The organism is Xylophilus sp. GW821-FHT01B05 (assembly GCA_038961845.1).
Lineage (GTDB): Bacteria > Pseudomonadota > Gammaproteobacteria > Burkholderiales > Burkholderiaceae_C > Xylophilus.
Genome location: CP152408.1, coordinates 2,576,800 through 2,600,988, shown reverse-complemented (window position 1 = coordinate 2,600,988; position 24,189 = coordinate 2,576,800). Strand labels below are relative to the sequence as shown.

At 68.0% G+C, this 24,189-nt stretch carries 16 protein-coding genes; 15 read left to right on the top strand and 1 reads right to left on the bottom strand.

The features are described 5' to 3' along the window. The first annotated feature begins 59 nt into the window (after positions 1-59). Together AAFF27_12110 and AAFF27_12105 are read left to right on the top strand one after the other, a co-directional pair. A complete protein-coding gene (locus AAFF27_12110) occupies positions 60-758 on the top strand; it encodes a response regulator transcription factor (GenBank protein XAH25882.1) in 699 nt (232 codons plus the stop codon). Next, a complete protein-coding gene (locus AAFF27_12105; GenBank protein ID XAH25881.1) occupies positions 755-2,155 on the top strand; it encodes a HAMP domain-containing sensor histidine kinase in 1,401 nt (466 codons plus the stop codon). Before AAFF27_12110 ends, AAFF27_12105 begins: the two co-directional genes overlap by 4 nt. A 12-nt stretch (positions 2,156-2,167) precedes the next feature. Here the strand turns inward: AAFF27_12105 and AAFF27_12100 are convergent, their stop codons facing one another. Beyond that, positions 2,168-2,785, bottom strand: a complete 618-nt coding sequence (locus AAFF27_12100) for a LysE family transporter (protein ID XAH25880.1) — start codon at positions 2,783-2,785, stop codon at positions 2,168-2,170. Between the two features lie 67 nt (positions 2,786-2,852). Between AAFF27_12100 and AAFF27_12095 the strand changes: the two genes are divergently transcribed. The 13 genes from AAFF27_12095 (at position 2,853) to AAFF27_12035 (ending at position 24,154) form a co-directional block, all read left to right on the top strand. After that, positions 2,853-3,788, top strand: coding sequence for a LysR family transcriptional regulator (locus tag AAFF27_12095; GenBank protein ID XAH25879.1), 936 nt, complete (start codon positions 2,853-2,855; stop codon positions 3,786-3,788). Positions 3,789-4,013: 225 nt separating this feature from the next. Further along, on the top strand, positions 4,014-4,520 hold the full coding sequence (locus AAFF27_12090) for a sigma-70 family RNA polymerase sigma factor (protein XAH25878.1): 507 nt from the start codon (positions 4,014-4,016) through the stop codon (positions 4,518-4,520). A 14-nt stretch (positions 4,521-4,534) separates the two neighbouring features. Then, positions 4,535-5,494 carry a FecR domain-containing protein gene (locus AAFF27_12085; protein XAH25877.1) on the top strand — a complete coding sequence of 320 codons (960 nt, stop codon included), beginning with the start codon at positions 4,535-4,537 and terminating at the stop codon, positions 5,492-5,494. A gap of 196 nt (positions 5,495-5,690) precedes the next feature. Continuing rightward, the gene (locus tag AAFF27_12080; protein XAH25876.1) at positions 5,691-8,144 is read left to right on the top strand and encodes a TonB-dependent receptor; all 2,454 of its coding nucleotides are present in this window, start codon (positions 5,691-5,693) and stop codon (positions 8,142-8,144) included. A gap of 256 nt (positions 8,145-8,400) precedes the next feature. Further along, a complete protein-coding gene (locus AAFF27_12075) occupies positions 8,401-9,543 on the top strand; it encodes an efflux RND transporter periplasmic adaptor subunit (protein XAH25875.1) in 1,143 nt (380 codons plus the stop codon). 16 nt (positions 9,544-9,559) lie between these two features. Next, a complete protein-coding gene (locus AAFF27_12070; GenBank protein ID XAH25874.1) occupies positions 9,560-12,721 on the top strand; it encodes a CusA/CzcA family heavy metal efflux RND transporter in 3,162 nt (1,053 codons plus the stop codon). Between the two features lie 15 nt (positions 12,722-12,736). Next, the gene (locus AAFF27_12065; GenBank protein ID XAH25873.1) at positions 12,737-14,044 is read left to right on the top strand and encodes a TolC family protein; all 1,308 of its coding nucleotides are present in this window, start codon (positions 12,737-12,739) and stop codon (positions 14,042-14,044) included. Positions 14,045-14,391: 347 nt separating this feature from the next. Further along, positions 14,392-16,110: a methyl-accepting chemotaxis protein gene (locus AAFF27_12060; GenBank protein ID XAH25872.1), complete on the top strand. Its 1,719-nt coding sequence runs from the start codon at positions 14,392-14,394 to the stop codon at positions 16,108-16,110. Between the two features lie 112 nt (positions 16,111-16,222). Next, positions 16,223-17,650: a carbohydrate porin gene (locus AAFF27_12055; GenBank protein XAH25871.1), complete on the top strand. Its 1,428-nt coding sequence runs from the start codon at positions 16,223-16,225 to the stop codon at positions 17,648-17,650. A 378-nt stretch (positions 17,651-18,028) separates the two neighbouring features. Beyond that, positions 18,029-18,511, top strand: a complete 483-nt coding sequence (locus AAFF27_12050) for a DUF2165 family protein (protein XAH25870.1) — start codon at positions 18,029-18,031, stop codon at positions 18,509-18,511. 47 nt (positions 18,512-18,558) lie between these two features. Beyond that, on the top strand, positions 18,559-19,668 hold the full coding sequence (locus AAFF27_12045) for an efflux RND transporter periplasmic adaptor subunit (protein ID XAH25869.1): 1,110 nt from the start codon (positions 18,559-18,561) through the stop codon (positions 19,666-19,668). Beyond that, the gene (locus tag AAFF27_12040) at positions 19,665-22,766 is read left to right on the top strand and encodes a MexW/MexI family multidrug efflux RND transporter permease subunit (protein ID XAH25868.1); all 3,102 of its coding nucleotides are present in this window, start codon (positions 19,665-19,667) and stop codon (positions 22,764-22,766) included. The genes AAFF27_12045 and AAFF27_12040 overlap by 4 nt, the downstream gene beginning before the upstream one ends. Further along, positions 22,763-24,154: a TolC family protein gene (locus AAFF27_12035; protein ID XAH25867.1), complete on the top strand. Its 1,392-nt coding sequence runs from the start codon at positions 22,763-22,765 to the stop codon at positions 24,152-24,154. The genes AAFF27_12040 and AAFF27_12035 overlap by 4 nt, the downstream gene beginning before the upstream one ends. Positions 24,155-24,189 lie beyond the last annotated feature (35 nt).

Here is a 24,189-nt window from a genome sequence, read left to right as displayed (position 1 = left end):
GGCCGGCGAGGTTTCGCCGGCCTTTTTCATTTGTGCCTGCCAACCGGAGATGCCTTGCCATGTGGCGCTGCCTGATCGTTGAAGACGACGCTGAAAACGCCCGCTACGTGGCCGAAGGCCTGCGCGAACACGGCCATGTCGCCGTGGTCTGCCGCGACGGCATGGAGGGCCTGCAGCGTGCGGTGTCCGAAGCCTGGGACCTGATCGTGCTCGACCGCATGCTGCCCAACGAGGTGGACGGCCTGGCCATCCTCTCGACCCTGCGCAACCTGGGCAAGAAGACGCCGGTGCTGGTGCTGTCGGCGCTGTCGGCGCTGGACGAGCGGGTGCGCGGCCTGAACGCCGGCGGCGACGACTACCTGACCAAGCCCTTTGCCTTCTCCGAGCTGATGGCGCGGCTGGAGGCGCTGATGCGCCGCGCCCGCAGCGGCCCCGAGGTGCGCGAGCTGCAGGTGGCCGACCTGCGCGTGAACCTGGTCAACCGCAGCGTCGAGCGCGCCGGCACCGCCATTGCGCTGCAGCCGCGCGAATTTCGCCTGCTGGCCTACCTGATGACCCACGCGCGCCAGGTGGTCACCCGCACCATGCTGCTGGAATCGGTCTGGGACTACCACTTCGACCCGCAGACCAATGTGATCGACGTGCAGATCAGCCGCCTGCGGCAAAAGGTCGACACCGGCTTTGCCCTGCCGCTGATCCACACCGTGCGCGGCGTGGGCTACCTGCTGTCGGAAACCGGCGAAGCGGCGGCTGCATGAGCGCTGCGACGGCGCCCCTGCGCGGCCCGTGGCGCTCGGTGGCCTTTCGCATCGCGCTCAACTACGGGCTGCTCACGCTTTTCTTCATGGCCGTGCTGCTGTCCATCGTCTACTTCCAGACGGTGGTGGGGCAGCGTCACCACATCGACCGGCAGATCACCCTGGCCTCGCAGCGGCTGGTCGCACGCTTTGTACAAGGTGGCGCCGAGGCACTGACCGAGCAGATCGCCATCAACCTGGCCGACGGCGTGGACAGCGACAGCGAGGTCTACCTGCTGCAAGACAGCAGCGGCCAGCGCGTGGCCGGCAACCTGCCAGCGGCCGCGCACTGGCGCAGCGTAGGCGACGCGATCAGCTCGCAAGACACCACGCGCGGCGGCCAGCGCGTGCGTCTGCGGGTGGTCGCCCGCGCGCTGGACGACGGCAAGCTGCTGGTGGTCGGCCGTGACCTGCGCGATCAGCGCCAGGTCGAGCTCGCGGTGGGCCGCGCCATCCTGGCCGCCGCGCTGGTGGCACTGCTGCTGGTGATCGTGGGCGCCTACCTGTTCCGGCTCGACATCGAAACCCGCGTGGCCGGCATCCGCCGCACCGCCGCCCGCATCGAGGCCGGCGAGCTGCACCAGCGCATTCCCGGCGCGGACCAGGGCGACGAGTTCGCCGGCCTGAGCCAGGACATCAACCGCATGCTCGACCGCATCGAGGACCTGATGGCCGGCGTGCGCCATGTCTCCAACACCATCGCCCACAACCTGCGCACGCCGCTGTCGCGCGTGCTGCTGCGCCTGCGCCAGGCCCAGCGCCCGGGTACGCCGCTGGAGGAAATGCACGAGGCCGCGCAAACCGCCGTGCGCGAGATCGAAGACCTGACCGTAGTCTTCGACAAGCTGATGCAGATCGCCGAGGCCGAATCCGGCGCGCGCCGCCACGGCTTTGCCCCCCTGGCGCTGGACGACATCGCCACCGGCGTGGTCGAGCTGTACGACGCGCTGGCCGAGGCGCAAGGCGCCACGCTGACCCTGGCCACCGACGATGCAGCCGTGGCGCGCGGCGACCGCGACCTGCTGGCCAGCGCCCTCGCCAACCTGGTGGACAACGCGCTCAAGTACGGCGGCAGCGCCGGCCTGCCTGCTGCCGTGCAGGTGCGGGTAGAGCGCTGGGGCGAGGTGTCGCGCATCATCGTGCGCGACAACGGCCCCGGCATTCCGGCAGCCGAGCATGCGCGCATCGGCACGCGCTTTCACCGCCTGCCAGGCGACCCGGCGCGGCCCGTGCCCGGCTACGGCCTGGGCCTAGCCAGCGTGATGGCCATCGTCCACCTGCACGGCGGCCGCGTGCTGCTGGCGGACGCGGCACCGGGCCTGGTGATGACGGTGGAGCTGCCGGCGCTGCCGGGGTAGCCAGGGGCGACATCAGCGCGAGACGCGCGCCAGCGCCAGCAAGACACCGAAGCCCACCAGCAGGCCGCCAAACATGCGGTCGATCCAGTGGCGCAAGGCCAGCAGCCGCTCCCGCACGGCGCCGGTCGAGAAGCACAGCGCCACCAGGCTGAACCAGGCCACGTGCGCCACCGAGATGAAGGCGCCATAGCCGATCTGGACAGACATCGGCGTGTCGGGCCGCACCACCTGCATGAACAGGCTGACGATGAACACCGTGGTCTTGGGGTTCAGCGCATTGGTCAGAAAGCCCCTGCGCAGCGCCGCCACGTCCGACAGCGGTGCGACCGCCCCATCGGCCAGCGTGCCGCCGGGCGTGGCCCGCAGCATCTTCACGCCGAGCCAGATCAGGTAGCCCGCCCCCACCCACTTGATGGCGTTGAACAGCCACAGCGACTGCTGGATCAACAGGCCCACGCCAATCAGGGTGTAGCCCACGTGGACCAGCACCCCCAGGCCAATGCCCAGGGCCGTGAGCACGCCGGCGCGGCGCGACAGCATCAGGCTGTTGCGCGTGACCATCGCGAAATCCGGGCCGGGGCTGATCACCGCCAGCAGGGTAATGGTGATGACAGCTAACAGTTCCGTCATGAACTATCCTTTTGGGGAATTTGCAGAATGCAGCGATGCTAGGTAAATAACGCAGCCATGAATAACGATGATTTATGACCATGATGGTGATTCAGACTCACCGTTGAATGACGCTCGCTTGCCCTCGCTGCTGGCCCTGCGCTGCTTCGAGGTAGCGGCACGGCTAGAGAACTTCACCCGCGCCGCCGACGAGCTGCACCTGACCCACGGCGCGATCAGCCGCGCCGTGCGCACGCTCGAAGACGACCTCGGCGTGGTGCTGTTCGAGCGGCGCAGCCGCCGCGTCTTTCTGACCGATGCCGGCCGCACACTGGCGCAGGCCGTGCGCGACGGGCTGGCGCTGATGCAGCAGGCCACCCGTGAGCTGCGTGCCAACGCTCGCCGGGAACGGCAGTGGGTGTTGTCGTGTGAGCCCACGCTGCTGATGCGCTGGCTCATCCCGCGCTGGCCGGGCTTCCAGGCCCGGCATCCCGGCATCAACGTTCACCTGGTCGCCGGCGGCGGGCCGTTCTCGTTTGGCCACGGCATTGACCTGGCCATCCGCCGCGATGATTTCGCGTGGCCCGATACGGTCCACGCCACGCCCCTGTTTGCCGAAAAAATCGGCCCGGTATGCCGCCCGGACAAGGCGGCAACGTGGTTCACCTCAAGGAAGAACCCCGCCCTGCGGCCGGCGGCGCCGCGCCTGCACACGCGCACGCGGCCAAACGCCTGGCAGACCTGGGCGGACATTGCCGGCCAGTCACTGCCCAAAGCGGCGGAGCAGAGCTTCGAGCATTTCTATTTCAGCTTGCAGGCGGCCGTGGCCGGCCTGGGCGTGGCCGTCGGCCCTTGGCACCTGGTGCGCGACGATGTCAACAACGGCGTGCTGGCGGCGCCGATGGGCTTCATCGAAGACGGATCGCACTACTGCCTGCTGTCGCCCGCGCCCTTGGCCAAGGGCACACCGCCAGGGGACTTGCTGGACTGGCTCAAGTCAATGGCCAACCCGGCGCAGGATTGATCTTGCGGTAAGAAGCCATGGGCGGCGCGGCAGGCCTGAGTAGTTTCTGGAATATTGGCAAAAAGTGCCGCAAGCCCAGTCTACACCTGGGCTTATAGCTATACATTCAATAGCTACATTAGCTTGCCAGGGCAGACCATGGCAGCCGATCTTATAAAATGAGATCAATTCTCATCCGCAAGGCGCCGCCCGGCGCGGCGCGCATGGGTTGCCTGGAGATCCCGCATGCCTGCCCCCCATCCCACGGCGTCTGGCGACGCCGTGCACGCCCTGTACCAGCACCACCACGGCTGGCTGCTTGCCCGCCTGCGCCGCAAGCTGGGCTGCGCCTGGGACGCGGCGGACCTGGCGCAAAGCACCTTTGTGCGGGTGCTGGCAGCGCGTGGCGTGGAGCAGGTGGCCGAGCCGCGTGCCTACCTCACCACCATCGCCCAGCGCCTGCTGTCCAACCACCTGCGCCGGCGCCAGATCGAACGCGCTTACCTCGACGCCCTGGCCCTGCTGCCCGAGCCACAGGCGCCGCCACCTGAAGCACGCCTGATGGTGATGGAAACCCTGCTGGCCATCGACCGCCGGCTGGACGGCCTGCCGGTAGTGGCGCGCAAAGCCTTCCTGCTGTGGCGGCTGGAGGAGATGACGCAGGAAGACATTGCCGCGCAATTGGGCATCTCGCGCACCAGCGTGCGCCGGCATCTGGCGGCTGCGGCGCAGCGCTGCTACTTTCCCGAATAGCCGTGCCCGGCAGCATGAACACAGCCATCGTGGCACCCGAAGTGGCGCGCCAAGCCGTTCAGTGGCTGCTGGACCTGCAAGGCGGCCGCCCCACCGAACAACAGCGCGGCCAATGGCAGGCCTGGCTGCAGCAAAGCCCCGAACACGCCCAGGCCTGGGCGCGCATTGCCGAGGTCGACGCGCAGTTGCGCGGCATCTCGGCCCCGCTGGCGCTGCAAACCCTGGCCGCGCCGGGCCTGGGGCGGCGCCACGCGGCCAAGCTGGCCGTGCTGTTGGCCGCTGGCACGGGCGGCCTGCTGGCGGCGCGCCAGACCACGCCCTGGCAACAATGGACCGCCGACCTGGCCACCGCCACCGGCGAGCGCCGCGAGACGGTGCTGGCCGACGGCACACGGCTGCAGCTCAACACCGCCTCGGCCGTGGACGTGCGCTTTGGCGCCACCGAGCGCCTGCTGGTCCTGCGCGCGGGCGAGATCCTGGTGCAGACCGGGCCGGACCTGGGCCATGGCAGCGCCCGGCCCCTACTGGTGCGCACCGCCGAAGGCAGCGTCCAGCCCATAGGCACCCGCTTCACCGTGCGCCAGCAAGACGGCTACAGCGCGGTCGCCGTGCTGCAGGGCGCGGTCGAGCTGCGGCCTGACGGCGGCACCGGGCCGGCGCTGCGCCTGCAGGCCGGCCAGCAGGGCCGCTTCACCCGCGAGCAGGCCACGCGACCCGAGCCGCTGCGCGAGGCCGACAGCGCCTGGAGCGAAGGCATGATCCTGGCCGACGCCCAGCGCCTGTCGGACTTCATCACCGAGCTGGCGCGCTACCGCCGGGGCCTGCTGCGCTGCGCCCCTGAGGCGGCCGAGCTGCGCGTGTCCGGCTCCTACCCGCTGGCCGATACCGACCGCGTACTGGCCGCGCTCACGCGCTCGCTGCCGGTGCAGATCCAGGCGCGCACGCGCTGGTGGGTGACCGTCGTCCGGCGTTAAACACATCAAGCCCCCACGCTTGGCCACTGCGTGTGCTTCGCTGCCCCCAAGGGGGCGCCTTTTGTCTTGGGACGGTCCGGCGACAAACAAAACAAAAAAACCTGGCCATTCCTGCCGCCCTGCGTGTCAAGCAGATCAGACGCGCTCCGTCCGAGCGCTTTGCCTGCCCTCCGACCGCACCAAGGAACCCTTCGCCATGAACCCGCCGCGCCTATTGCGCACAACCGTCCGCATCGCCGCCCGCCCTTCCCTGCGCCGCACCGCGCTCGCCACGTACCTGGTCTGCGCCGGCCTGGCCGCGCCCCTGGCCCCAGCCTGGGCACAGCCCGCCGAGCAGGCCCGCCAGAGCTATGCCATCCCGGCCGGCCCGCTGGGCCCGGCGCTGACCCGCCTGGGACGGGAGTCAGGCACGCTGCTGAGCTTTTCGCCCACGCTGACAGAGGGCCTGCGCACCGCGGGCCTGGCCGGCAGCCATACCGTGCCGCAGGCGCTTGCCACGCTACTGGCCGGCACCGGGCTGGAGGCCGCCGCAGACCCCAGCGGCAGCTACACGCTGCAGCGCGCGGCCCCGGCCAGCGATGCCGCGCCCCCCGCCACCGGCGCCGCGCTGCGCGAAGTCACCGTGACCGCCGCCGCCCCTTCGCTGCTGGACGGCCCGCCCGCCGCCTATGCCGGCGGGCAACTGGCGCGCGGCGGCCGCTTGGGGCTGCTGGGCCAGACCGACGTGATGGACGCGCCCTTCAACATCACCAGCTACACCGCGCAGGCCATAGAAGACCGGCAGGCCACCACCCTGGGCGACGCGCTGGCGCTGGACCCATCCGTGCGCAGCACCGCCCCCAGCGGCGACGTGGCCGATGCCTTCTTTGTGCGCGGCTTTGCCATGGGCGACAACAACATCGGTGAAGTCGCCTTCGACGGCCTCTATGGCGTGGCGCCCAACTACCGGCTGCTGACCGACTACGCCGAGCGCATCGAAGTGCTCAAGGGCCCGGCCGCCATGCTCTATGGCATGTCGCCCAACAGCGGCATTGGCGGCGGCATCAACATCGTGCCCAAGCGGGCCGGCGCCGACCTGACGCGGCTGCGCACCGACTACGCCAGCCGCTCGCAGGGCGGCGGCCACATCGACGTGGCGCGGCGCTTTGGCCAGGCCCGCGAGATCGGCGTGCGCTTCAACGGCAGCTACCGCGACGGCGACACGCCCATAGACCACCAGAGCCGCAAGGCCACGCTGGGCGCGCTGGCGCTGGACTACACCGGCGGCGGCACCACCGTCACGCTGGACCTGATCCACCAGCGCGAGAAGGTAGACGCCCCCTCGCGCCGCCCCTTGCTGGCCAGCGGCCTGGCCGTGCCCGCCGCCCCCGACGGGCGGCGCAACATCACCCAGCGCTGGGAGTGGTACGACAGCACCGAGAAATCCGCGCTGCTGCGCGTACAGCACGAGGTGAACTCCCAGCTCGCCTGGTTTGCCAGCTATGGCGCGGCCCGGTCGGACGTGGATCGACTGTTCAACACCCCCACCATCTTCAACGCCGCCGGCGACACCCGCGTCACGCCTAGCCGGGCGCTCTTCCACATCGAGCGCAGCACCGCCGAGGCTGGCCTGCGCGCGCGCTTTGCCACCGGCGCGGTGGCACACGAGGCCACGCTGCAGTGGAGCGGCTACCGCGACCACTACTACATGGGCTCCAATGCCGGCGCCGCCTATGTGTCCAACATCTATTCGCCGCTGGACGCGCCAGCGCAAGACGTGGCCGCACCCGGCACGGTGCCCCAGCGCTCGTCGAACCGGCTTGGCGGCGTGGCGCTGTCAGACACGTTGCGCCTGCTGGACGACCGCCTGCTGGTGGTGCTGGGCCTGCGCCACCAGCAGGTGGACTCAGACAACTTTGGCACCGACGGCAGCCTGGCCTCGACCTACCGCAAGAGCGCCGTCACGCCCATGGCCGGGCTGGTGGTAAAGCCCTGGCAAGGCGTGTCGCTGTACGGCAACTACATAGAAGGCCTGAGTAAGGGCGACACCGCCCCCAACACCGCCAGCAACGCGGGCGAAATCTTTGCGCCCTACAAGGCCAAGCAGCAAGAGGTGGGCATCAAGCTCGACAACGGCCGCGTGCTGACCACACTCAGCCTGTTCCAGATCAAGAAGCCCAGCGGCTTTCTGCAAGACAACCGCTTTGACGTGAATGGCGAGCAGCGCAACCGCGGGCTCGAGCTGAGCATGTACGGCACGCCCGGCGACGGCTGGCGCCTGTACGGCGGCGTGACCTGGGTCGATGCCAAGCTCATGCGCACCGGCAGCGCCACCACCACCGGCCGCACCGCCGTCGGCGTGCCGCGCACCCAGGTCGCCCTGAATGTAGAGCGCGACCTGCAGGCCCTGCCCGGGCTCACCGCCACCGCCGGGCTGGTCTACAACAGCGCGCAGTTTGCCGACCAGGCCAACACCCAGCGCCTGCCGGCCTGGAGCACGGTCGACCTGGGCCTGCGCTATCGCCTGCAGCTGGCCGGCAAGACCACCACGCTGCGCGCGGCCCTGCGCAACGCGGGCGACCGCCGCTACTGGGCCGGCTCGTCTACCTGGGGCACGCTGCTGGTCGGCGCGCCACGCAGCGTGCTGGTGTCGGCTACGGTGGATTTCTGACAGGCAGTTATTGCTATTTAATAGATAGCTAATAGTCCAGTCATACAGACGACTTCAGCCACTTTTCCTTCAAAAGCGCCCTTCACGACAACGCCATGCCGTGAAGGGGGTCAGCGGAGGCCTCACGCCACCTCTCCAAACGGCAATGTGGCCGTCATGCCACGGCGCACGGGGCCGGCCTAGCATCCGTGCCGCGAAGGCGTCGCAGCAGCGCGGCTGCACGCATGCGCTCCCGCATTTTTGGAGACAGCATTCCATGACCGACCATTCCTGGCGCGCCGTGTTGGCAGCCTGTGCCACCACCTTGGCAGCGCTTTCCACCGGCTGCGGCCCTACGCCTGAGGTGCCGCCTACCCGCGTCAGCGAGCGCCCTGCCCCGCTGCCGTCCGGCCAGACCCGGGTGCAGCCGGCTTCGCTCAAGGTCTTGCAGATCCAGCCGGTATCAGGCGAGCGCGACATCCAGACCGTCTGGGCGCCGGCACGCGTGGTGTTCCAGGACGACCGCGTCATTTCAGTCGGCGCGCCCTCCTCTGGCCGCATCACCCAGGTGCATGCGCGCGTGGGCGACGTGGTGAAGGCGGGTGCGCCGCTGGCCACACTGGCCAGCCCGGATGCGGCGCGCGTGCGCACCGAAACCGCCGCCTCCCAAGTCGAGTTGCGGCTGGCGCAGGTGGAGCTGGAGCGCCAGCGCAGCATGCTGGACAAGGGCGTGGGCACGGCATCAGAAACGGCGGCTGCGCAAGGCCGCCACGACGCCGCCACGCTGGAAGCCCGGCGCGCCGGCCGCGCATCGGCCTTTGTGGGCGCGGGCGGGCAGGACGAAGTCGTGCTGCGCTCGCCGCGCGCCGGCGTGGTGGTGAGCCGCGCGGCCACGGTCGGCGGCACGGCCGAGCCTGGTGGTGAAGCGCTGTTCACCGTGGGTGACCCGGCCGCGCTGTGGATCCTGGCCGACGTGTTCGAAAGCGACATGGAGGGTATCGCCCAGGGCTCGGCGGTGCAGGTGCAGTTCTCTTCGCTTGCGCACCCGGTGCGCGGGCGCGTCGAGCGTGTGGGCGCGGCGCTCAACGCCGACACCCGGCGCGCGCCGGTCTATATCGCGCTGGCCGAGCCGGTGCCGGGCCTGCGGCCCGGTGCGCTGGCCCGCGTGGGGATCGAGGTGGCGAGTGGCGCCGGCATGGTGATCCCGCTATCGGCCGTGCTGATCAAGGACGAGCGCCGCTCCATCGTCTATGTGCAAAAGGAAGGCGCACCCGACAGCACCTTGTTCGAGGCGCGCGACGTGAAGCTGGGCCTGCCACTGCGCGGCTCCATCACTGTGCTGGAAGGCCTGGCGCCGGGCGAACGCATCGTCATCAAGGGCGGCCTGCTGCTCGACGGCGCGGCCAGCCAGTTGCTCTGAAAGAGAAGCACCCCGCATGCTCCGCGCCCTCATCACCTTTGCCGTGCAGCGCCGCCTGGTCGCGCTCACGGCCACCATCGCCATTGCGCTGTACGGCGTTTACGCCTACCTCAATACCGCCATCGAGGCCTACCCAGACGTTACCAACGTGCAGGTCGGCATCATTGCCCAGGCCCCGGGCCTGGCGCCCGAAGAGGTCGAGCGCCAGATCACCCTGCCGCTGGAGCGCGTGCTCAACGGCACGCCCGGCCTGACCGCGCTGCGCTCGGAGAGCTACTTTGGCCTGGCCATGATCTCGATGGTCTTCAACGACCAGACCAAGAGCGCCGCAGCCCGCGCCGAGGTGATCCAGCGCCTGCCCCAGGCCGAGCTGCCCGACGAGGTGCAGCCCGAGATGGCGCCCGACTACACGCCGCTGGGCAAGATCTTCTACTACCGCCTCAACAGCGACCGCCACACCCTGCCCGAGCTGCGCACCGAGCAGGAATGGACCATCACCCGCATGCTCAAGCAAGTGCAGGGCGTGGCCGACGTGGTGAGCATCGGCGGCTTCGTGAAAGAGTTCCACGTCGAGGTCAGCCCCATGCGCGTGCAAGGCCTGGGCCTGACGCTGGGCGACGTGGTCGAGGCGATTTCCAAGTCCAACAAGAACGTGGGCGGCGGCCTGCTGCGGCGCGGCGAGCAGTCGCTGATCGTGCGCGGCATTGGCCTGCTGAAGACGCCGGCCGACATCGAATCGGTAGTGCTCAAGGCCGACGGCGGCACGCCGGTGACGGTGGGCGATGTGGCACGCGTGACGCAATCGCACACGCCGCGCCAGGGCTCGGTCGGCATGGACGAGCATGACGACGTGGTGCAGGGCATCGTGCTCTTGAAGCGCGACGAAAACCCCTCCAAGGTGCTGGAGCAGATCCACCTGAAGGTGCAGCAACTGAACGACAAGGTGCTGCCGCGCGGCATGCGCATGGAGACCAACTACGACCGCTCGGACCTGGTCTCGCACACGCTGGCCACCGTCTATCACAACCTGCTGTTCGGTGCGACGCTGATCGTGGGCGTGCTGTGGCTGTTCTTGCGCAGCGTGCGCGGCTCGCTGATCGTGGCGACCGTGATCCCGATGTCGCTGCTGGTGGCCTTCATTGGCCTGTACCTGCTGGGCATGCCGGCCAATTTGATCTCGATGGGCGCGATCGACTTCGGCATCATCGTCGACGGCGCCGTGGTGCTGACAGAAAACATCATCCGCAACGCCCGCCTGCGCCAGCCGCGCACGCGCGCCGACATGCGCGCGCTGATCATCGACTCGGCCATTGCCGTGGCGCGGCCCACGCTGTTTGCCATGGCCATCGTGATCGCGGCACTGATCCCGGTGTTTTCGCTGCAAAGCATTGAAGGCCGCATCTTCCGGCCGCTGGCGCTGACCTATACCTTTGCGCTAGTGGGCGCGCTGGTGTTCGCGCTGACGCTGGTGCCCGCACTGTGCGCGCTGCTGCTCAAGCCCAAGGACGTGGTGATTGCCGAGCCGCGCGTATTCGACTGGATGCACCACCGCTATCAAAGCCTGCTCAACCGCCTGCTGGAAAGCGGCCGGCGGCGCTGGGGCGTGATCACGGCTGCCATCGCGGCGCTGGTATTGGCCGCAGTGTCCGCGCTGACGCTGGGCACCGAATTTTTGCCTGAGCTGGACGAAGGCGATGTCTATGTGCTGGTGCAGATGGAGCCTTCCATCTCGCTGGAGACCGGCCGCGAGGTGCTGCGCGACATCCGCGCGCGGCTGGGCGCCTTCCCCGAGGCGATCACCGCCATCAGCGAGCAGGGCCGGCCCGAATCCGGCACCGACAACGAGACCATCAACATGGCCAAGGTGCTGGTGCGGCTCAAGCCGCATGCGGATTGGCGCAAGGGGTTGGACAAGAAGCAGCTGGTGGACCAGATGCGTGCCTCGCTGCAAGAGATCCCCGGTGTGGCCTTCAACTTTGCCCAGCCGATCCGCGACAGCGTGGAGGAATCCACCTCCGGCGCGCGCGGCCACGTGGTGCTCAAGCTGTTCGGCCCCGACATCGAAACCCTGCGCGCCAAGTTGCAGCAGGCCAAGACCGCGATTGCGCCGATCAGCGGTGTGGTCGATCTGGATCTGTATCGCGACGCACCCGCGCCGCAGCTGCATATCGAGTTCAATCGGCAAGAGCTGGCGCGCCGCGGCATCTCGGTCGAGTCGGCCGAATCGGCGGTGGAGATCGCGCTGGCCGGCCAGGTCGTGACCACGCTCTGGGAGGGCGAGCACGGCGTGCCGGTACGCGTGCGCCTGCCCTATGCCGACCGCATGGACGAAGCCGCCATCCGCGAGATCGCCGTGGCCGCGCCCGGTGGCGCCACGGTGCCGCTGCACGCGCTGGCCAGCATCGGCATCAAGGTGGGCAACTCGTCGATCTTTCGCGAAGGCAACGCGCGCTTCATGGCGCTCAAGTTCAACGTGGAAGGCCGCGACATCGGCTCGGTGGTGAAAGACGCCCTGGCCGCGGTCGACCGCGCAGTGGAAGTGCCCGAGGGCTACCAGGCCGTCTGGGGCGGCGAATGGGAGAACCAGCAGCGCGCTGCAGAGCGCCTGAAGATCGTCATCCCGCTGTCGCTGGTGATCGTGTTCGCGCTGCTCTACGGCGCGCTGGGCAGCGCGCGCTCAGCCGGCATCATCCTGCTGACCGCGCCCTTCGCCATGGTGGGCGGCGTGGTGGCCCTGCACCTGACCGGCATCGACCTGTCGATCAGCGCGGCCATTGGCTTTATCGCGCTGCTGGGCCAGGTGGCGCTGGTGGGCCTGCTGGTGCTGAGCTCGGTCGAGACCCTGCGCCGCGAGCAGGGCATGGCCCTGGTGCCGGCGCTGATCGAAGGCACGGCCGAGCGCATGCGCTCGGTGCTGCTGGTGACCCTGCTGGCGCTGCTGGGCCTGCTGCCCATGGCGCTGTCCACCGGCGTTGGCAGCGAGACGCAGCGGCCCTTTGCCTCGGTGATCGTGGGCGGCATGGCGATCTTGCCGCTGGTGGCGCTGTTCCTGCTGCCGGTGCTCTACGCCTTCCTGGGCCCGCGCCAACTGCGCACTGGCAGCAGCGAGGTGGACGACGAAGACGAAGCCCCACCGACGCCCCTGCCCGCCCTGCCCTCGGCCCCGACCCTTTCCTGAGAGACGCCTGTTGCCATGACCTACGCCCCGCGTCCTACGCCCATCCTGCTGGCACTGCTGCTGGCCTGCGCCCCCGCGCTGGCCCAGCCCACGCCATCCGTTGATGCACCGCCCAACGTACTGGCATTGCCGGTAGAGCCCGGCCTGCCGGCGCTGCCCGCCCGCGTCACCCTGCCCGAGCTGCTGGAGCTGGTGCGCTGGCGCAACCCCACGCTGGCGGCCGAGCGCGTGCGCATCGACGCCGCGCGCGCCGACCTGATCACCGCCGGCACCCTGCCCAACCCCACGTTCTCTGCCGCCCGCCAACGCGGAACCCCGGGTGAGCCCAGTGAGCGCGAAGTCGCCATTGAGCAACCGCTGCCCATCTTTGGCCAGCGCGGCCTGCGCCAGGAAAACGCCCGACTGGGCATACGCACCACGCAGGCCCAGCGCGACGCGGCGGTGGCAGAGACGCTGCGCAGCGCCGCCAAGGCCTTTGTTGGCCTGCAGATCGCGCAAGAGCGCGAACGCAGCTGGCGCGCCGCCGAGGCCGACTTTGGCCTGGCCGCGCGCATCGTCATCGGCCAGGTCGAGGCCGGCGCGCGCAGCCGCTACGAGCGCACCCGCATCGAGGTGGAAACCGCCGCTATCGCCTCGCATACAGAAGAGCTGCAAGCCGCTACCGCCGAGGCCGCGGCGCAACTGGCCGTGCTGGTCGGCATGCCCGGCTGGCGCCCCGCAGTGGCAGAGCGCCCCGCCCTGCCGCCCGTGCTGCCCGGCACCAGCGCGCTCTGGCTACAGGCGCAAGAGCGCCTGCCCACGGTGCGCGCCGCGCTGGCCGAAGAAGCCCAGGCGCGCCAGCGCATCGAGGTAGAGCGGCGCGAAGCCTGGCCGGTGCCCGCCATCGGCGTGGGCCGGCTGCGCGACGGCGAGGGCCGGCACAACATCATTGGCGTGTCGGTCACCATCCCGCTGTTTGACCGCAACCAGGGCCCGATCGCCCGCGCCCGCGCCGAGGCCGACGAGCAGCGCCTGCGCCGCGAAGCCGTGCTGCGCGAGGCCGAGGCCGAGCTGCAGCGCGCCGCCGACCAGTACCAGCGCCGCCGCCAGTTGGCCGAACGCTACGAGCGCCAGGCCATGGCCCTGCTGCCCGAGCTGCGCCGCATGGCGCAAGACGCCTACACCCTGGGCAGCGGCGGCATCCTGGAGTTCATCGACGCGCTGCAGGCGGTGTCTGAGCGCCAGACCGCCTACCTGGACCTGTTGGAAGCCGCCCTGCAAGCCGATCTGGACCTGCAGGCCGCCAGCGGGGCCTTTGGGCGCAGCGAGGGCGCGCCGGGCTAAGAGCCAAGCCGGAGCTATCAAATAGATAGCTAACAGCCCTTTATTTATAAGGGCTACAGGCACTTTTCATCAGAAAATTGCCCGGCCTCCTGCTCTTTTAGCGCAAATCAAGTGCGCCGTGGCGGTGAAAAATACTCATACAAAGTAACTAAATCGTCAACTCAATGAATCATGCTTGTAAAACGCAAGTAACAAATCGACGATAAATTTCGACATTTCAGCCCCGCCTCCTATGAAACGCATGTAACAAGGGAAAACCCTCTTGAAACTAGCGATTCAAGTTGCATCCAACTGCACCGAAATTCAGACCGTGTTGTCACACGAAATCCTGAACTGGAGCAATCGGTATGAGCAATCTTGCGGGCATGAGCCTGAAACGTCGTCTGGGCCTGGCCTTTGGCGCGATCGTGGCGCTGAGCATGCTGGCGCTATTCGTCATTTGGGGCCAGATGCAGGCATTCGATCGCATCAACGACGACTTGCAGCAGAACAATCTGCCGCAGACCTCCTTGGTCAACGCCCTGAACGACAACCTGAACGCCCGTGGCATTTCGGTACGCAACCTGATGTCATTGGCCGACGATGCGGCAAGAGCCAAAGAGGCGCAGACGCTGCGCGAGCTGCTCGCCAAATCCGCACAAATCGCCAAGCAGATTCATGAGGCCTTCACCCCCGAACGCTCGGACATAGGGGAACGCCGCGCGATAGACGAACTGCTCACTCAGGGGGGCCGGCTCGACCAGTTGTCACAGGAATACCTGAAACTGGCGGTCGATGGCAAGCGTGACGAGATCGCGCTGCGCCTGTACCGCGAATACGACCCCCTGGAGGACGCCGCCCTGGACATGGCCGACAAGACGGTGAGCATGATCGAGCAATCCACCACTGACCAAGGCATCAGCGCATCGGCTGCCTATGACCACGCCATCCTGGTACTTGCCATCGCCGCGCCGCTGCTGCTGGTCAGCGCGGGCGGGTTGGGCTGGCTCACGCAGCGCGCCATCCTGCGGGTGATCGGGGGCGAGCCATCCGACGTGCAGGCCATAGTGCGCCGGGTTGCGGCGGGCGACCTCAGCGGCACGGTGGCCTTGCGGCCGGGCGACACCAGCAGCATCGTGGCGCTGACCAAGCAAATGCAGGACCGACTGGCCCACGTGATTGGCGGCATTCGCGGTGGCATCGAATCCGTGGGCACGGCGTCGTCCCAGATCGCCTCGGGTAGCCAGGATTTGAGCGCACGAACCGAGCAGCAAGCCAGCAGCCTGCAAGAGACCGCCGCTTCAATGGAGGAGCTGACCGGCACCGTGCGCAGCAGCGCAGACAACGCGCGGCAGGCCAATCAGCTCGCCACATCGGCCAGTGCGGCGGCGGTGCGTGGCGGCGAAGTGGTGGGCCAGGTGGTCTCGACCATGGGCGAGATCAGCGACTCCAGCCGCAAGATGGGCGACATCATTGGTGTGATCGACAGCATCGCGTTCCAGACCAACATCCTGGCCTTGAATGCGGCGGTTGAAGCGGCACGTGCCGGCGAGCAGGGCCGCGGCTTTGCGGTGGTGGCCGCTGAGGTCCGAAACCTGGCGCAACGCAGCGCCGGGGCGGCTCGAGAGATCAAGACCATGATCGCCAGCTCGGTCGAGAAAGTCGAAGCCGGCGGCCGGCTGGTCGACGAAGCCGGCGGGACCATGGCCCACATCGTTGACCAGGTCAAGCGCGTGACCGACCTGATCGCCGAGATCAGCGCGGCATCGCAAGAACAAAGCACCGGGCTGGGCCAGATCAACCAGGCGGTCGCGCAGATGGACCAGGTAACGCAGCAAAACGCCGCGCTGGTGGAAGAAAGCGCCGCCGCGGCCGAGAGCCTGAAGGACCAGGCCGTGCAGCTCGGCCAGGCCGTCGCGGTGTTCAACCTGGGCCACGCCCATGCAGCGGTGGCGGCGCCCGTGCGCGCCGCGCTACATTCCACGCGGCCGGCAACCGTGGCACGTGCCGTGCCGGCACCCAAGCTTGCCAAGGCACGCCAGCCGGCAACAACGGCAACAGGTGACGATGCCTGGGAAAGCTTCTGATCACAGCGGGCGCACCGCCCGCCCTCCCCCACCAGGCCTCGGGCCTGTGCGAGCATTTATCCACGCTCGCCGGCCGAGCCCCAAAGCACCTCCCGCACCAGGCTTCCAAGCGATGAAACGTTCCCTGTCCCCCGCTTCTCTCGAACTCCGCCATGGCATGGCGGCCATGTTGCACTCACTCGCCCAACTGCCCTCCAGACTCCGCCACAGTGGCCTGCTGGCCCTGCCCTTGCTCCTGCTGCTGAGCCCGCCCGGCACGGCGCGCGCTGCCAATGAAGATCCGCCAGAGATAGAAGACTGGAATTTTCACGCCCAGGCCACCTACGTCGCGCAAAAGAAGCCGTCCTTCTCGGCCGCGTACTCGGGGCCCAACAGCCTGTCGACCGAGGCCGCGCACAGCTACTCGTTCACCTCCACCGCCTACCTGGGCGCGCGGCTGGGCCCGGCGACCGAGGTCTACTTCAACCCCGAGCTGGTGCAGGGCCTGGCGTTCTCGCACCTGGCCGGCATGGGCGGGCTCACCAACGGCGAGCTGCAAAAGACCGCCGGCACCAGCCCCATCGTCTACCGCGCCCGCCTGTTTCTGCGCCACACCTGGGGCCTGGGCGGCGGCACCGAGCGGGTGGAATCCGATGCCAACCAGTTGGCCAGCGTCTACGACAAGCGCCGCCTGACGCTGACCGCCGGCAACCTGGCGGTGACCGACATCTTCGACGACAGCCGCCATGCGCACGACGCGCGCACCCAGTTCCTCAACTGGTCGCTGCTGACCTACGGCGCCTACGACTTCGCGGCCGACTCGCGCGGCTACACCTGGGGCGCGGCGCTGGACTACCGGCACGACGACGAATGGTCGCTGCGCGCCGGCCGCTTCATGCAGCCCAAGGAATCCAACGGCCTGCCGCTGGACCGCCACATCTTTGCGCACTACGGCGACCAGGTGGAGCTGGAGCGGCGCTACAGCCTCAATGGCCGCGAAGGCTCGGCCCGCCTGCTGGTGTTTCGCAACGTCGCCGTCATGGCCGGCTTCAGTGATGCGCTGGCCTATGCCCAACAAAACGGCAGCACGCCCGAACTCGCGCCGGTGCGCCAGCGGCGCAGCAAGGTCGGCGCGGGCGTGCACGTTGAGCAAGACGTGGCCGACGGCGTAGGCGTGTTCGCCCGGCTATCCGCCAGCGACGGGCGTTCCGAGCCCTATGCCTTCACCTCCATCGACCAATCCTTCTCTGCCGGCGCCACCTTCGAGGGCGCGCGCTGGGGCCGCCCGAAGGATGCCTTGGGCGTTGCCAGCGCGGTCAATGGCCTGTCATCCGCGCACCGCAACTACCTGGGCGCGGGCGGCACCGACGTCTTCCTGGGCGATGGCCGTATCCGCTACCGGCCCGAGACCATCCTTGAGAGCTATTACCGCGTCGGCTTTGGGTTCGGCCGCACCGACGCGGCCCTGAGCTTTGGCCTGCAGTACGTCCGCAACCCCGGCTACAACGCCGACCGCGGGCCGGTGAAGATCGGCACCGTGCGGCTGCATGTGGAGATCTGAGAGGCGTCCCTTTTTGAGGTCTTGCTCGCAGATAGATATTTGGTGAAATATGCCATTAGCCCAGGTACCGCCTGGGCTAATAGCTATCAATTTGATAGTTCTGCAGTTTTACTGCAAGTGAGCACCGGGGCACCTGGCCCCGGATCGCCGTCAAAACCCGCTCTGGGTCTTGACGAAACCCAGAGCACGCTCGGTGCTCTGGGACACCCCTCATTACCAAAGTGTTTTCTTGTGTAATTAGCAGGGTCCACCTATCATCGCCCAGTTATACAAACAATTGCTTGGGTAATGCGGGAATGGTGGATCGATGGCTTCTTGCTATTGAGGGATAGCCACGCCTGCATGCCTGCAAGACTCTCTTCTTGACAGGATTTTCAGATGACGCTGCAACACTCCATCTGGCTGTTTCAAGCCATCCTGGCCCTGGGCTTGGCGACCTGGCTGAGCCTGGCCACCATCAACAATCTGCAAGCCTTCCACGGCTCGGCCTGGGCTATTGGCAACACCATGCGCATGGACCTGCTGCGCCAGGGCCCCGCCAAGGACACACCGCTGCTGCGCCGCGCGCTCACCTCCGTGCCCCTGCACCGGCTGGCCCTGGGCGTGGTGCTGGCGCTGCAGCTGGCCGCCGCCATCGCCGCCTGGGCCGGCGTGGTCCTGTTCTGCGGCAGCGGCCTGCCTGACGCCCGCCCCTGGCTCAACCTGGCCTTGTGCGGCATGGCTGCCTTTCTTTTGCTGATGCATCTGGGCGGCCTGTGGTTTGGCTACTGGATTGCGCAGGAAAGCCTGCAGACCACGCACCTGGTGCTGCTGCTGTGGACCCTGGCGAGCTTCTTCGTGTTCAACACGCAGTGGGCCTGATCCGCCCGCGCCGCGCTGCCTCTTCCCCCTCCCCCAAAGACCTCGTCATGAATACGAAAATTGCCGGCGCTTGCGCGCTGGCCATCAGCCTGGCCGTGGCTGGCGCCGCGCTGTATCCACGCACCGCATCGCATGCGGCCGACACGGGCGGCTATCCCGCCACCAAAGTAGCGCTGGTGCCCGTGGTGCTTGGCACGCAAGAGCGCTTTTTCAGCGGCGTGGGCGAGCTGGAAGCCGGGCGCCAGGTGCAGGTGGCGGCCGAGGTGGGCGGCAGGGTTACGCACATCACCTTCGAATCGGGGCAAACCGTGGCTGCCGGCGCCGTGCTGGTCAGGCTCAATGACGCGCCGGAACAAGCCGCCCTGCTGCGCCTGGGCGCGCAGCTGAAGAATGCGCAAAGCAACTACGAGCGCACCCGCCAGTTGGTGGCCGACAAAGCCTCTACACAAGAGCAATTGGACAGTGCGCTGGCCGCGCGCGACGCGGCCCTGGGCGAGGTGCGCCAGACCGAGGCGCTGATCGCGCAAAAGACCATCCGCGCGCCGTTTGCCGGCCAGTTGGGCATCCGCCGCGTGCATGCGGGCCAGTACCTGAACGTGGCCGACCCGGTGGCCAGCCTGATCGACACCAAGTCGCTGCTGGTGAACTTTTCGCTCGACGAGCAAAGCAGCGCCAGGCTGGCGCGGGGCCAGGCCGTGCAGGTGCTGGTGGACGCCTATCCAGAGCAGGTGTTCATGGCGAAGATCAACGCCATCGACCCGCTGATCGCCCGCTCGCGCATGGTGCAGGTGCAGGCGGCGCTGAGCAACCCGGGCGGCGCCCTGAAGGCGGGCATGTATGCCAACGTCAAGGTGGCGCGCGAGGCGGGCCGGCAACTGACGGTGCCTGAGACGGCCGTTACCTACAGCGCATATGGCGACACGGTCTTTGTGGCGCAGCAGGAAGGCACGCAGCCGCTCACCGTCCAGCGTGTGGGCGTCAAGCTGGGCGAGCGGGCCGGCGGCCGGGTGGAGATCGTCAGCGGCCTGCAAGAAGGCCAGCGCGTGGTCACCTCGGGCCAACTGAAACTGGCCGACGGCATGGCCGTGCAAGCCGTGCCCGACACCCTGGGCGAAGCCCAGCGCGCGTCAGCGCTGACCGCCCCGAACACTCCATGAAATTCACCGACCTGTTCGTGCGCCGCCCCGTGCTGGCGCTGGTGATCAGCACCCTGATCCTGATGCTGGGTGTCATCGCCATCAAGCAACTGCCGGTACGCCAGTACCCGATGCTGGAGTCGTCCACCATCACCATCGCCACCACCTACCCGGGCGCCTCGGCGGAGCTGATGCAGGGCTTTGTCACCCAGCCCATCGCGCAAGCCGTGTCGTCGGTGGAAGGTATCGACTACCTCACCTCGTCGTCGGTGCAGGGCAGCAGCCTGGTCACCGTGCGCATGGAGCTGAACCGCGACTCCACCCAGGCCCTCACCGAGGTCATGGCCAAGGTCAACCAGGTGCGCTACAAGCTGCCCGAAGGCGCCTTCGATCCGGTCATCGAGCGCTCGGCCGGCGATTCCACGGCCGTGGCCTACGTGGGCTTTGCCAGCGACAGCGTGTCGGCTGCGGCCCTGACCGACTACCTGGCGCGCGTGGTGCAGCCCATGTTCTCCACCATCGACGGCGTGGCCAAGGTCGACGTGTTCGGTGGCCAGCAACTGGCCATGCGCCTGTGGATCGACCCCGCCAAGCTGGCAGCGCGCGGCCTGACGGCGGCCGACGTGGCCAGCGCCGTGCGAAGCAATAACTACCAGGCGGCGCCGGGCAAGGTGAAGGGGCAGTTCGTCGTCTCCAACATCAGCGTCAACACCGATCTGACCAGCGTGGCGGGGTTTCGCGACATGGTCATCAGCAAAGGCGATGCCGACAAGGACAGCGCCTCGCTGGTGCGCCTGAAGGATGTGGGCACGGTGGAACTGGGCGCTGCCGCCACCGAGACCAGCGCCTCGATGGATGGCGTGCCGGCCGTGCACCTGGGCCTGTTCCCCACGCCCGGCGGCAACCCTTTGGTGATCGTCGACGGCATCAAGAAGCTGCTGCCCGACATCAAGAAGACCCTGCCGCCGGGCGTGAAGGTAGAGCTGGCATTCGAGACGGCGCGCTTCATCCAGTCCTCCATCGATGAAGTGGCGCATACCCTGCTTGAAGCACTGTTGATCGTCGTCATCGTCATTTACCTGTGCATGGGTTCGCTGCGCTCGGTGCTGATCCCCGTCGTGACGATTCCGCTGTCGATGCTGGGCGCGGCGGCGCTGATGCTGGCTTTTGGCTTCAGCATCAACCTGCTCACCTTGCTGGCCATGGTGCTGGCCGTGGGCCTGGTGGTCGATGACGCCATCGTGGTGGTCGAAAACGTTCACCGCCATATCGAGGAAGGCAAGACGCCCGTGGCAGCCGCCCTGGTCGGCGCGCGCGAAGTGGCCGGCCCGGTGATCGCCATGACGATCACGCTGGCGGCTGTGTATGCGCCCATCGGCATGATGGGCGGCCTGACGGGCGCGCTGTTCAAGGAGTTCGCGCTGACCCTGGCCGGCGCCGTGGTGGTGTCGGGCGTGGTGGCGCTGACCTTGTCGCCGGTGATGAGCTCCTTCCTGCTGCAGCCCAAGCAGTCGGAAGGCCGCATGGCGCGCGCCGCCGAGCATTTTTTTGGCGGCCTGACGCAGCGCTACGCCAGGCTGCTGGACCGCTCGCTGCAGCACCGCTGGATCAGCGGCGGCTTCGCGCTGCTGGTGATGGTCAGCCTGCCGTTCCTGTACCTGCTGCCGCAGCGCGAACTGGCCCCCACCGAAGACCAGGCCAGCGTGCTAACGGCCATCAAGGCGCCGCAGCATGCCAACCTGGATTACGTGGAACGCTTTTCGTACAAGCTCGATGGCATCTACGCTCAGGTACCAGAGACAGAATCGCGCTGGATCATCAACGGCAGCGACGGCCCTGCGTCCAGCATCGGCGGCATCAACCTGACGCCGTGGGGCGAGCGCAAACGCAATGCGGCCGTGGTCCAGGCCGAGCTGCAGCACGCGGTGGGCGACGTGGAAGGCACCAGCATCTTCGCCTTCCAGATGGCGCCCCTGCCAGGCTCGAGCGGCGGCTTGCCGGTGCAGATGGTGCTGCGCAGCGCGCAGGATTACGCCAGCCTGTTCCGCACCATGGAAGACATCAAACAGCGCGCGCGCGACAGCGGCCTGTTTGCCGTGGTGGACAGCGACCTTGACTACAACAACCCCGTGGTGAAGGTGCGCGTAGACCGCTCCAAGGCCAACAGCCTGGGCATACGCATGCAGGACATCGGCGAATCGCTGGCCGTGCTGGTGGGCGAGAACTACCTGAACCGCTTTGGCATGGATGGCCGCGCCTATGACGTGATTGCGCAAAGCCCGCGCGAGCAACGCCTGACGGCACAAGCGCTGACGCAGCAGTACGTGCGCGCCGACAACGGCAGCCTGCTGCCGCTGTCGGCGGTGGTGTCGATTGCCGAGCAGATCGAGCCCAACAAGCTGACGCAGTTCAACCAGCAGAATGCGGCCACCTTCCAGGGCGTACCCGCACCGGGCGTGACCTTGGGCGACGCGGTCGCCTTCCTTGACGGTGTGGCAAAAACCCTGCCGCCCGGCTTCAGCTACGACTGGCAGTCGGATGCGCGCCAGTTCGCCACCGAGGGCAATGCCCTGCTGCTGGCCTTCCTGGCCGCCGTCGTGGTGATCTACCTGGTGCTGGCGGCGCAGTACGAAAGCCTGACCGACCCGCTGATCATCCTGATCACGGTGCCGCTGTCGATCTGCGGCGCGCTGATACCCCTGGCGCTGGGCTACGCCACCGTGAACATCTACACGCAGATTGGCCTGGTGACCTTGATCGGTTTGATCAGCAAGCACGGCATCCTGATGGTGGAATTTGCCAACGAGCTGCAGGTGCATGAAAAGCTCGACCGCCTCAGCGCCATCCGCAAGGCAGCGCAGATCCGCCTGCGCCCCATCCTGATGACCACGGCCGCCATGGTGGTGGGCCTGGTGCCGCTGCTGTTTGCCAGCGGCGCCGGCGCCAACAGCCGTTTTGGCCTGGGCGTGGTGATCGTCTCGGGCATGCTGATCGGCACCTTTTTTACGCTGTTGGTGCTGCCCACCGTGTACACGGTGCTGGCCCGCAGCCACGCCGCCGACCACGCCACGCCGCGCGCCCGGGATTTGTCGCAGGCACTTACGCAGGATTCAGCATGACGAACAAACTCTTCGCACTGTCTGCGCTGTCCGTGTTGCTGGTGGGCTGCGCCGTCAGCCCCGCCCATGTCACGCCGGGCACGCCCGCCATCGTGCTGGCCAGCCCCCAGCAAACGCAATTTGCGCCGGCCGCAGCCAATGCCCGCCAGGCCGACTGGTGGACTTTTTTTGACGACCCGCGTTTGTCGCAATTGATCACCCGCGCGCTTAAACACAACCTTGATATCGCGCAAGCGCAAGCAAGCTTGCTGGCCGCGCGTGCCGTGTTTGACGAACGCAGGCTGGATGAACTGCCCGCTGTCACGGGCCAGGCGGGCTGGCAGCGCAGCTCGCAGCAAGCGGCGCCCGGCGTGCGCGCCACCAGCACCAGCACGCGCGTGGGCTTCGATGCGCAATGGGAGCTGGACTTGTTCGGCCGGCTGGCACACCTGAGCCGCTCGGCACAGGCGCGCGCCGACGCGGCGCAGGCAGACCTGCAACAGGTGCAGTTGGTCATTGCCGCCGACGTGGCCCGCAACTATTACGAGACGCTGGGCTACCAGCAAAACCTGGCACTGACGCAGGCACAGGTGCAAAGCTGGCGCGACACCGTGGCGCTGATCGATGCGCGCATCCGCGCCGGCAGCGGCCTGCCGGAAGAGCGGCAAAACGCGCTGGCCAACCTGGCGCGCAGCGAGGCGGCGCTGCCGCCCTTGCAGGCGGGCCTGCGCCAGGCGCAGTACCGGCTTGATGTGCTGAGCGGCCAGGCGCCGGGCGCCATCGCGCTGGCGCCGACGGCGCGGCAAGAGGCGCCACTGGTGGGCCAATTGCCCCTGGGCGATGTGAACCAATTGATCCAGCAACGGCCCGACGTGGTGCGCGCCGAACGCCTGCTGGCCGCCTCCACCGAAGACGTGGGCGCGGCCACGGCCGACCTGTATCCACGGGTTGGCCTGGGCGGCTTCCTGGGCTTTTTTGCGCTGCGCGGCAGCCCGGTGTTTGCCGGCAGCGCGCGTGCCTTTGACATTGCGCCCACTGTCAGCTACCCGGCATTTCGCCTGGGCAGCGCCAGGGCCAGGGTGCGCGGCACGCAAGCCGCAGCGCAGGGTGCGCTGGCACGCTATAGGCAGGCCGTCTTGCTGGCCCAGGAAGACGTGGAAAACGCCGTCACCCAGTTGGCAGAGAACCAGGCGCGGCTGGCCTCCCTGCTGCAATCGGCACGCCACGGCAGCGCGGCGCTGGCGATTGCCAGCACGCGCTACCAGGGCGGCGCGGGCAGCTACCAGGCGGTGCTGGAGAACCAGCGCGCGCTGTACGACATCCGGCGCGAAGCGCTGCTGGCGGAAACGGCCTCTTACGTCGATGCGATCGCCCTGTACAAGGCGCTGGGGTGGGGACAAAGCATGTGATTTGCCAGAGCGCGCTCTCACACCGGCCATGAGAA

What these genes read in the sequence shown, in the direction of transcription:
- AAFF27_12110 (XAH25882.1), top strand. Translation starts at nt 60, where the DNA reads ATGTGGCGCTGCCTGATCGTTGAAGACGACGCTGAAAACGCCCGCTAC.
- AAFF27_12105 (XAH25881.1), top strand. Translation starts at nt 755, where the DNA reads ATGAGCGCTGCGACGGCGCCCCTGCGCGGCCCGTGGCGCTCGGTGGCC.
- AAFF27_12100 (XAH25880.1), bottom strand. Translation starts at nt 2,785, where the DNA reads ATGACGGAACTGTTAGCTGTCATCACCATTACCCTGCTGGCGGTGATC.
- AAFF27_12095 (XAH25879.1), top strand. Translation starts at nt 2,853, where the DNA reads ATGATTTATGACCATGATGGTGATTCAGACTCACCGTTGAATGACGCT.
- AAFF27_12090 (XAH25878.1), top strand. Translation starts at nt 4,014, where the DNA reads ATGCCTGCCCCCCATCCCACGGCGTCTGGCGACGCCGTGCACGCCCTG.
- AAFF27_12085 (XAH25877.1), top strand. Translation starts at nt 4,535, where the DNA reads ATGAACACAGCCATCGTGGCACCCGAAGTGGCGCGCCAAGCCGTTCAG.
- AAFF27_12080 (XAH25876.1), top strand. Translation starts at nt 5,691, where the DNA reads ATGAACCCGCCGCGCCTATTGCGCACAACCGTCCGCATCGCCGCCCGC.
- AAFF27_12075 (XAH25875.1), top strand. Translation starts at nt 8,401, where the DNA reads ATGACCGACCATTCCTGGCGCGCCGTGTTGGCAGCCTGTGCCACCACC.
- AAFF27_12070 (XAH25874.1), top strand. Translation starts at nt 9,560, where the DNA reads ATGCTCCGCGCCCTCATCACCTTTGCCGTGCAGCGCCGCCTGGTCGCG.
- AAFF27_12065 (XAH25873.1), top strand. Translation starts at nt 12,737, where the DNA reads ATGACCTACGCCCCGCGTCCTACGCCCATCCTGCTGGCACTGCTGCTG.
- AAFF27_12060 (XAH25872.1), top strand. Translation starts at nt 14,392, where the DNA reads ATGAGCAATCTTGCGGGCATGAGCCTGAAACGTCGTCTGGGCCTGGCC.
- AAFF27_12055 (XAH25871.1), top strand. Translation starts at nt 16,223, where the DNA reads ATGAAACGTTCCCTGTCCCCCGCTTCTCTCGAACTCCGCCATGGCATG.
- AAFF27_12050 (XAH25870.1), top strand. Translation starts at nt 18,029, where the DNA reads ATGACGCTGCAACACTCCATCTGGCTGTTTCAAGCCATCCTGGCCCTG.
- AAFF27_12045 (XAH25869.1), top strand. Translation starts at nt 18,559, where the DNA reads ATGAATACGAAAATTGCCGGCGCTTGCGCGCTGGCCATCAGCCTGGCC.
- AAFF27_12040 (XAH25868.1), top strand. Translation starts at nt 19,665, where the DNA reads ATGAAATTCACCGACCTGTTCGTGCGCCGCCCCGTGCTGGCGCTGGTG.
- AAFF27_12035 (XAH25867.1), top strand. Translation starts at nt 22,763, where the DNA reads ATGACGAACAAACTCTTCGCACTGTCTGCGCTGTCCGTGTTGCTGGTG.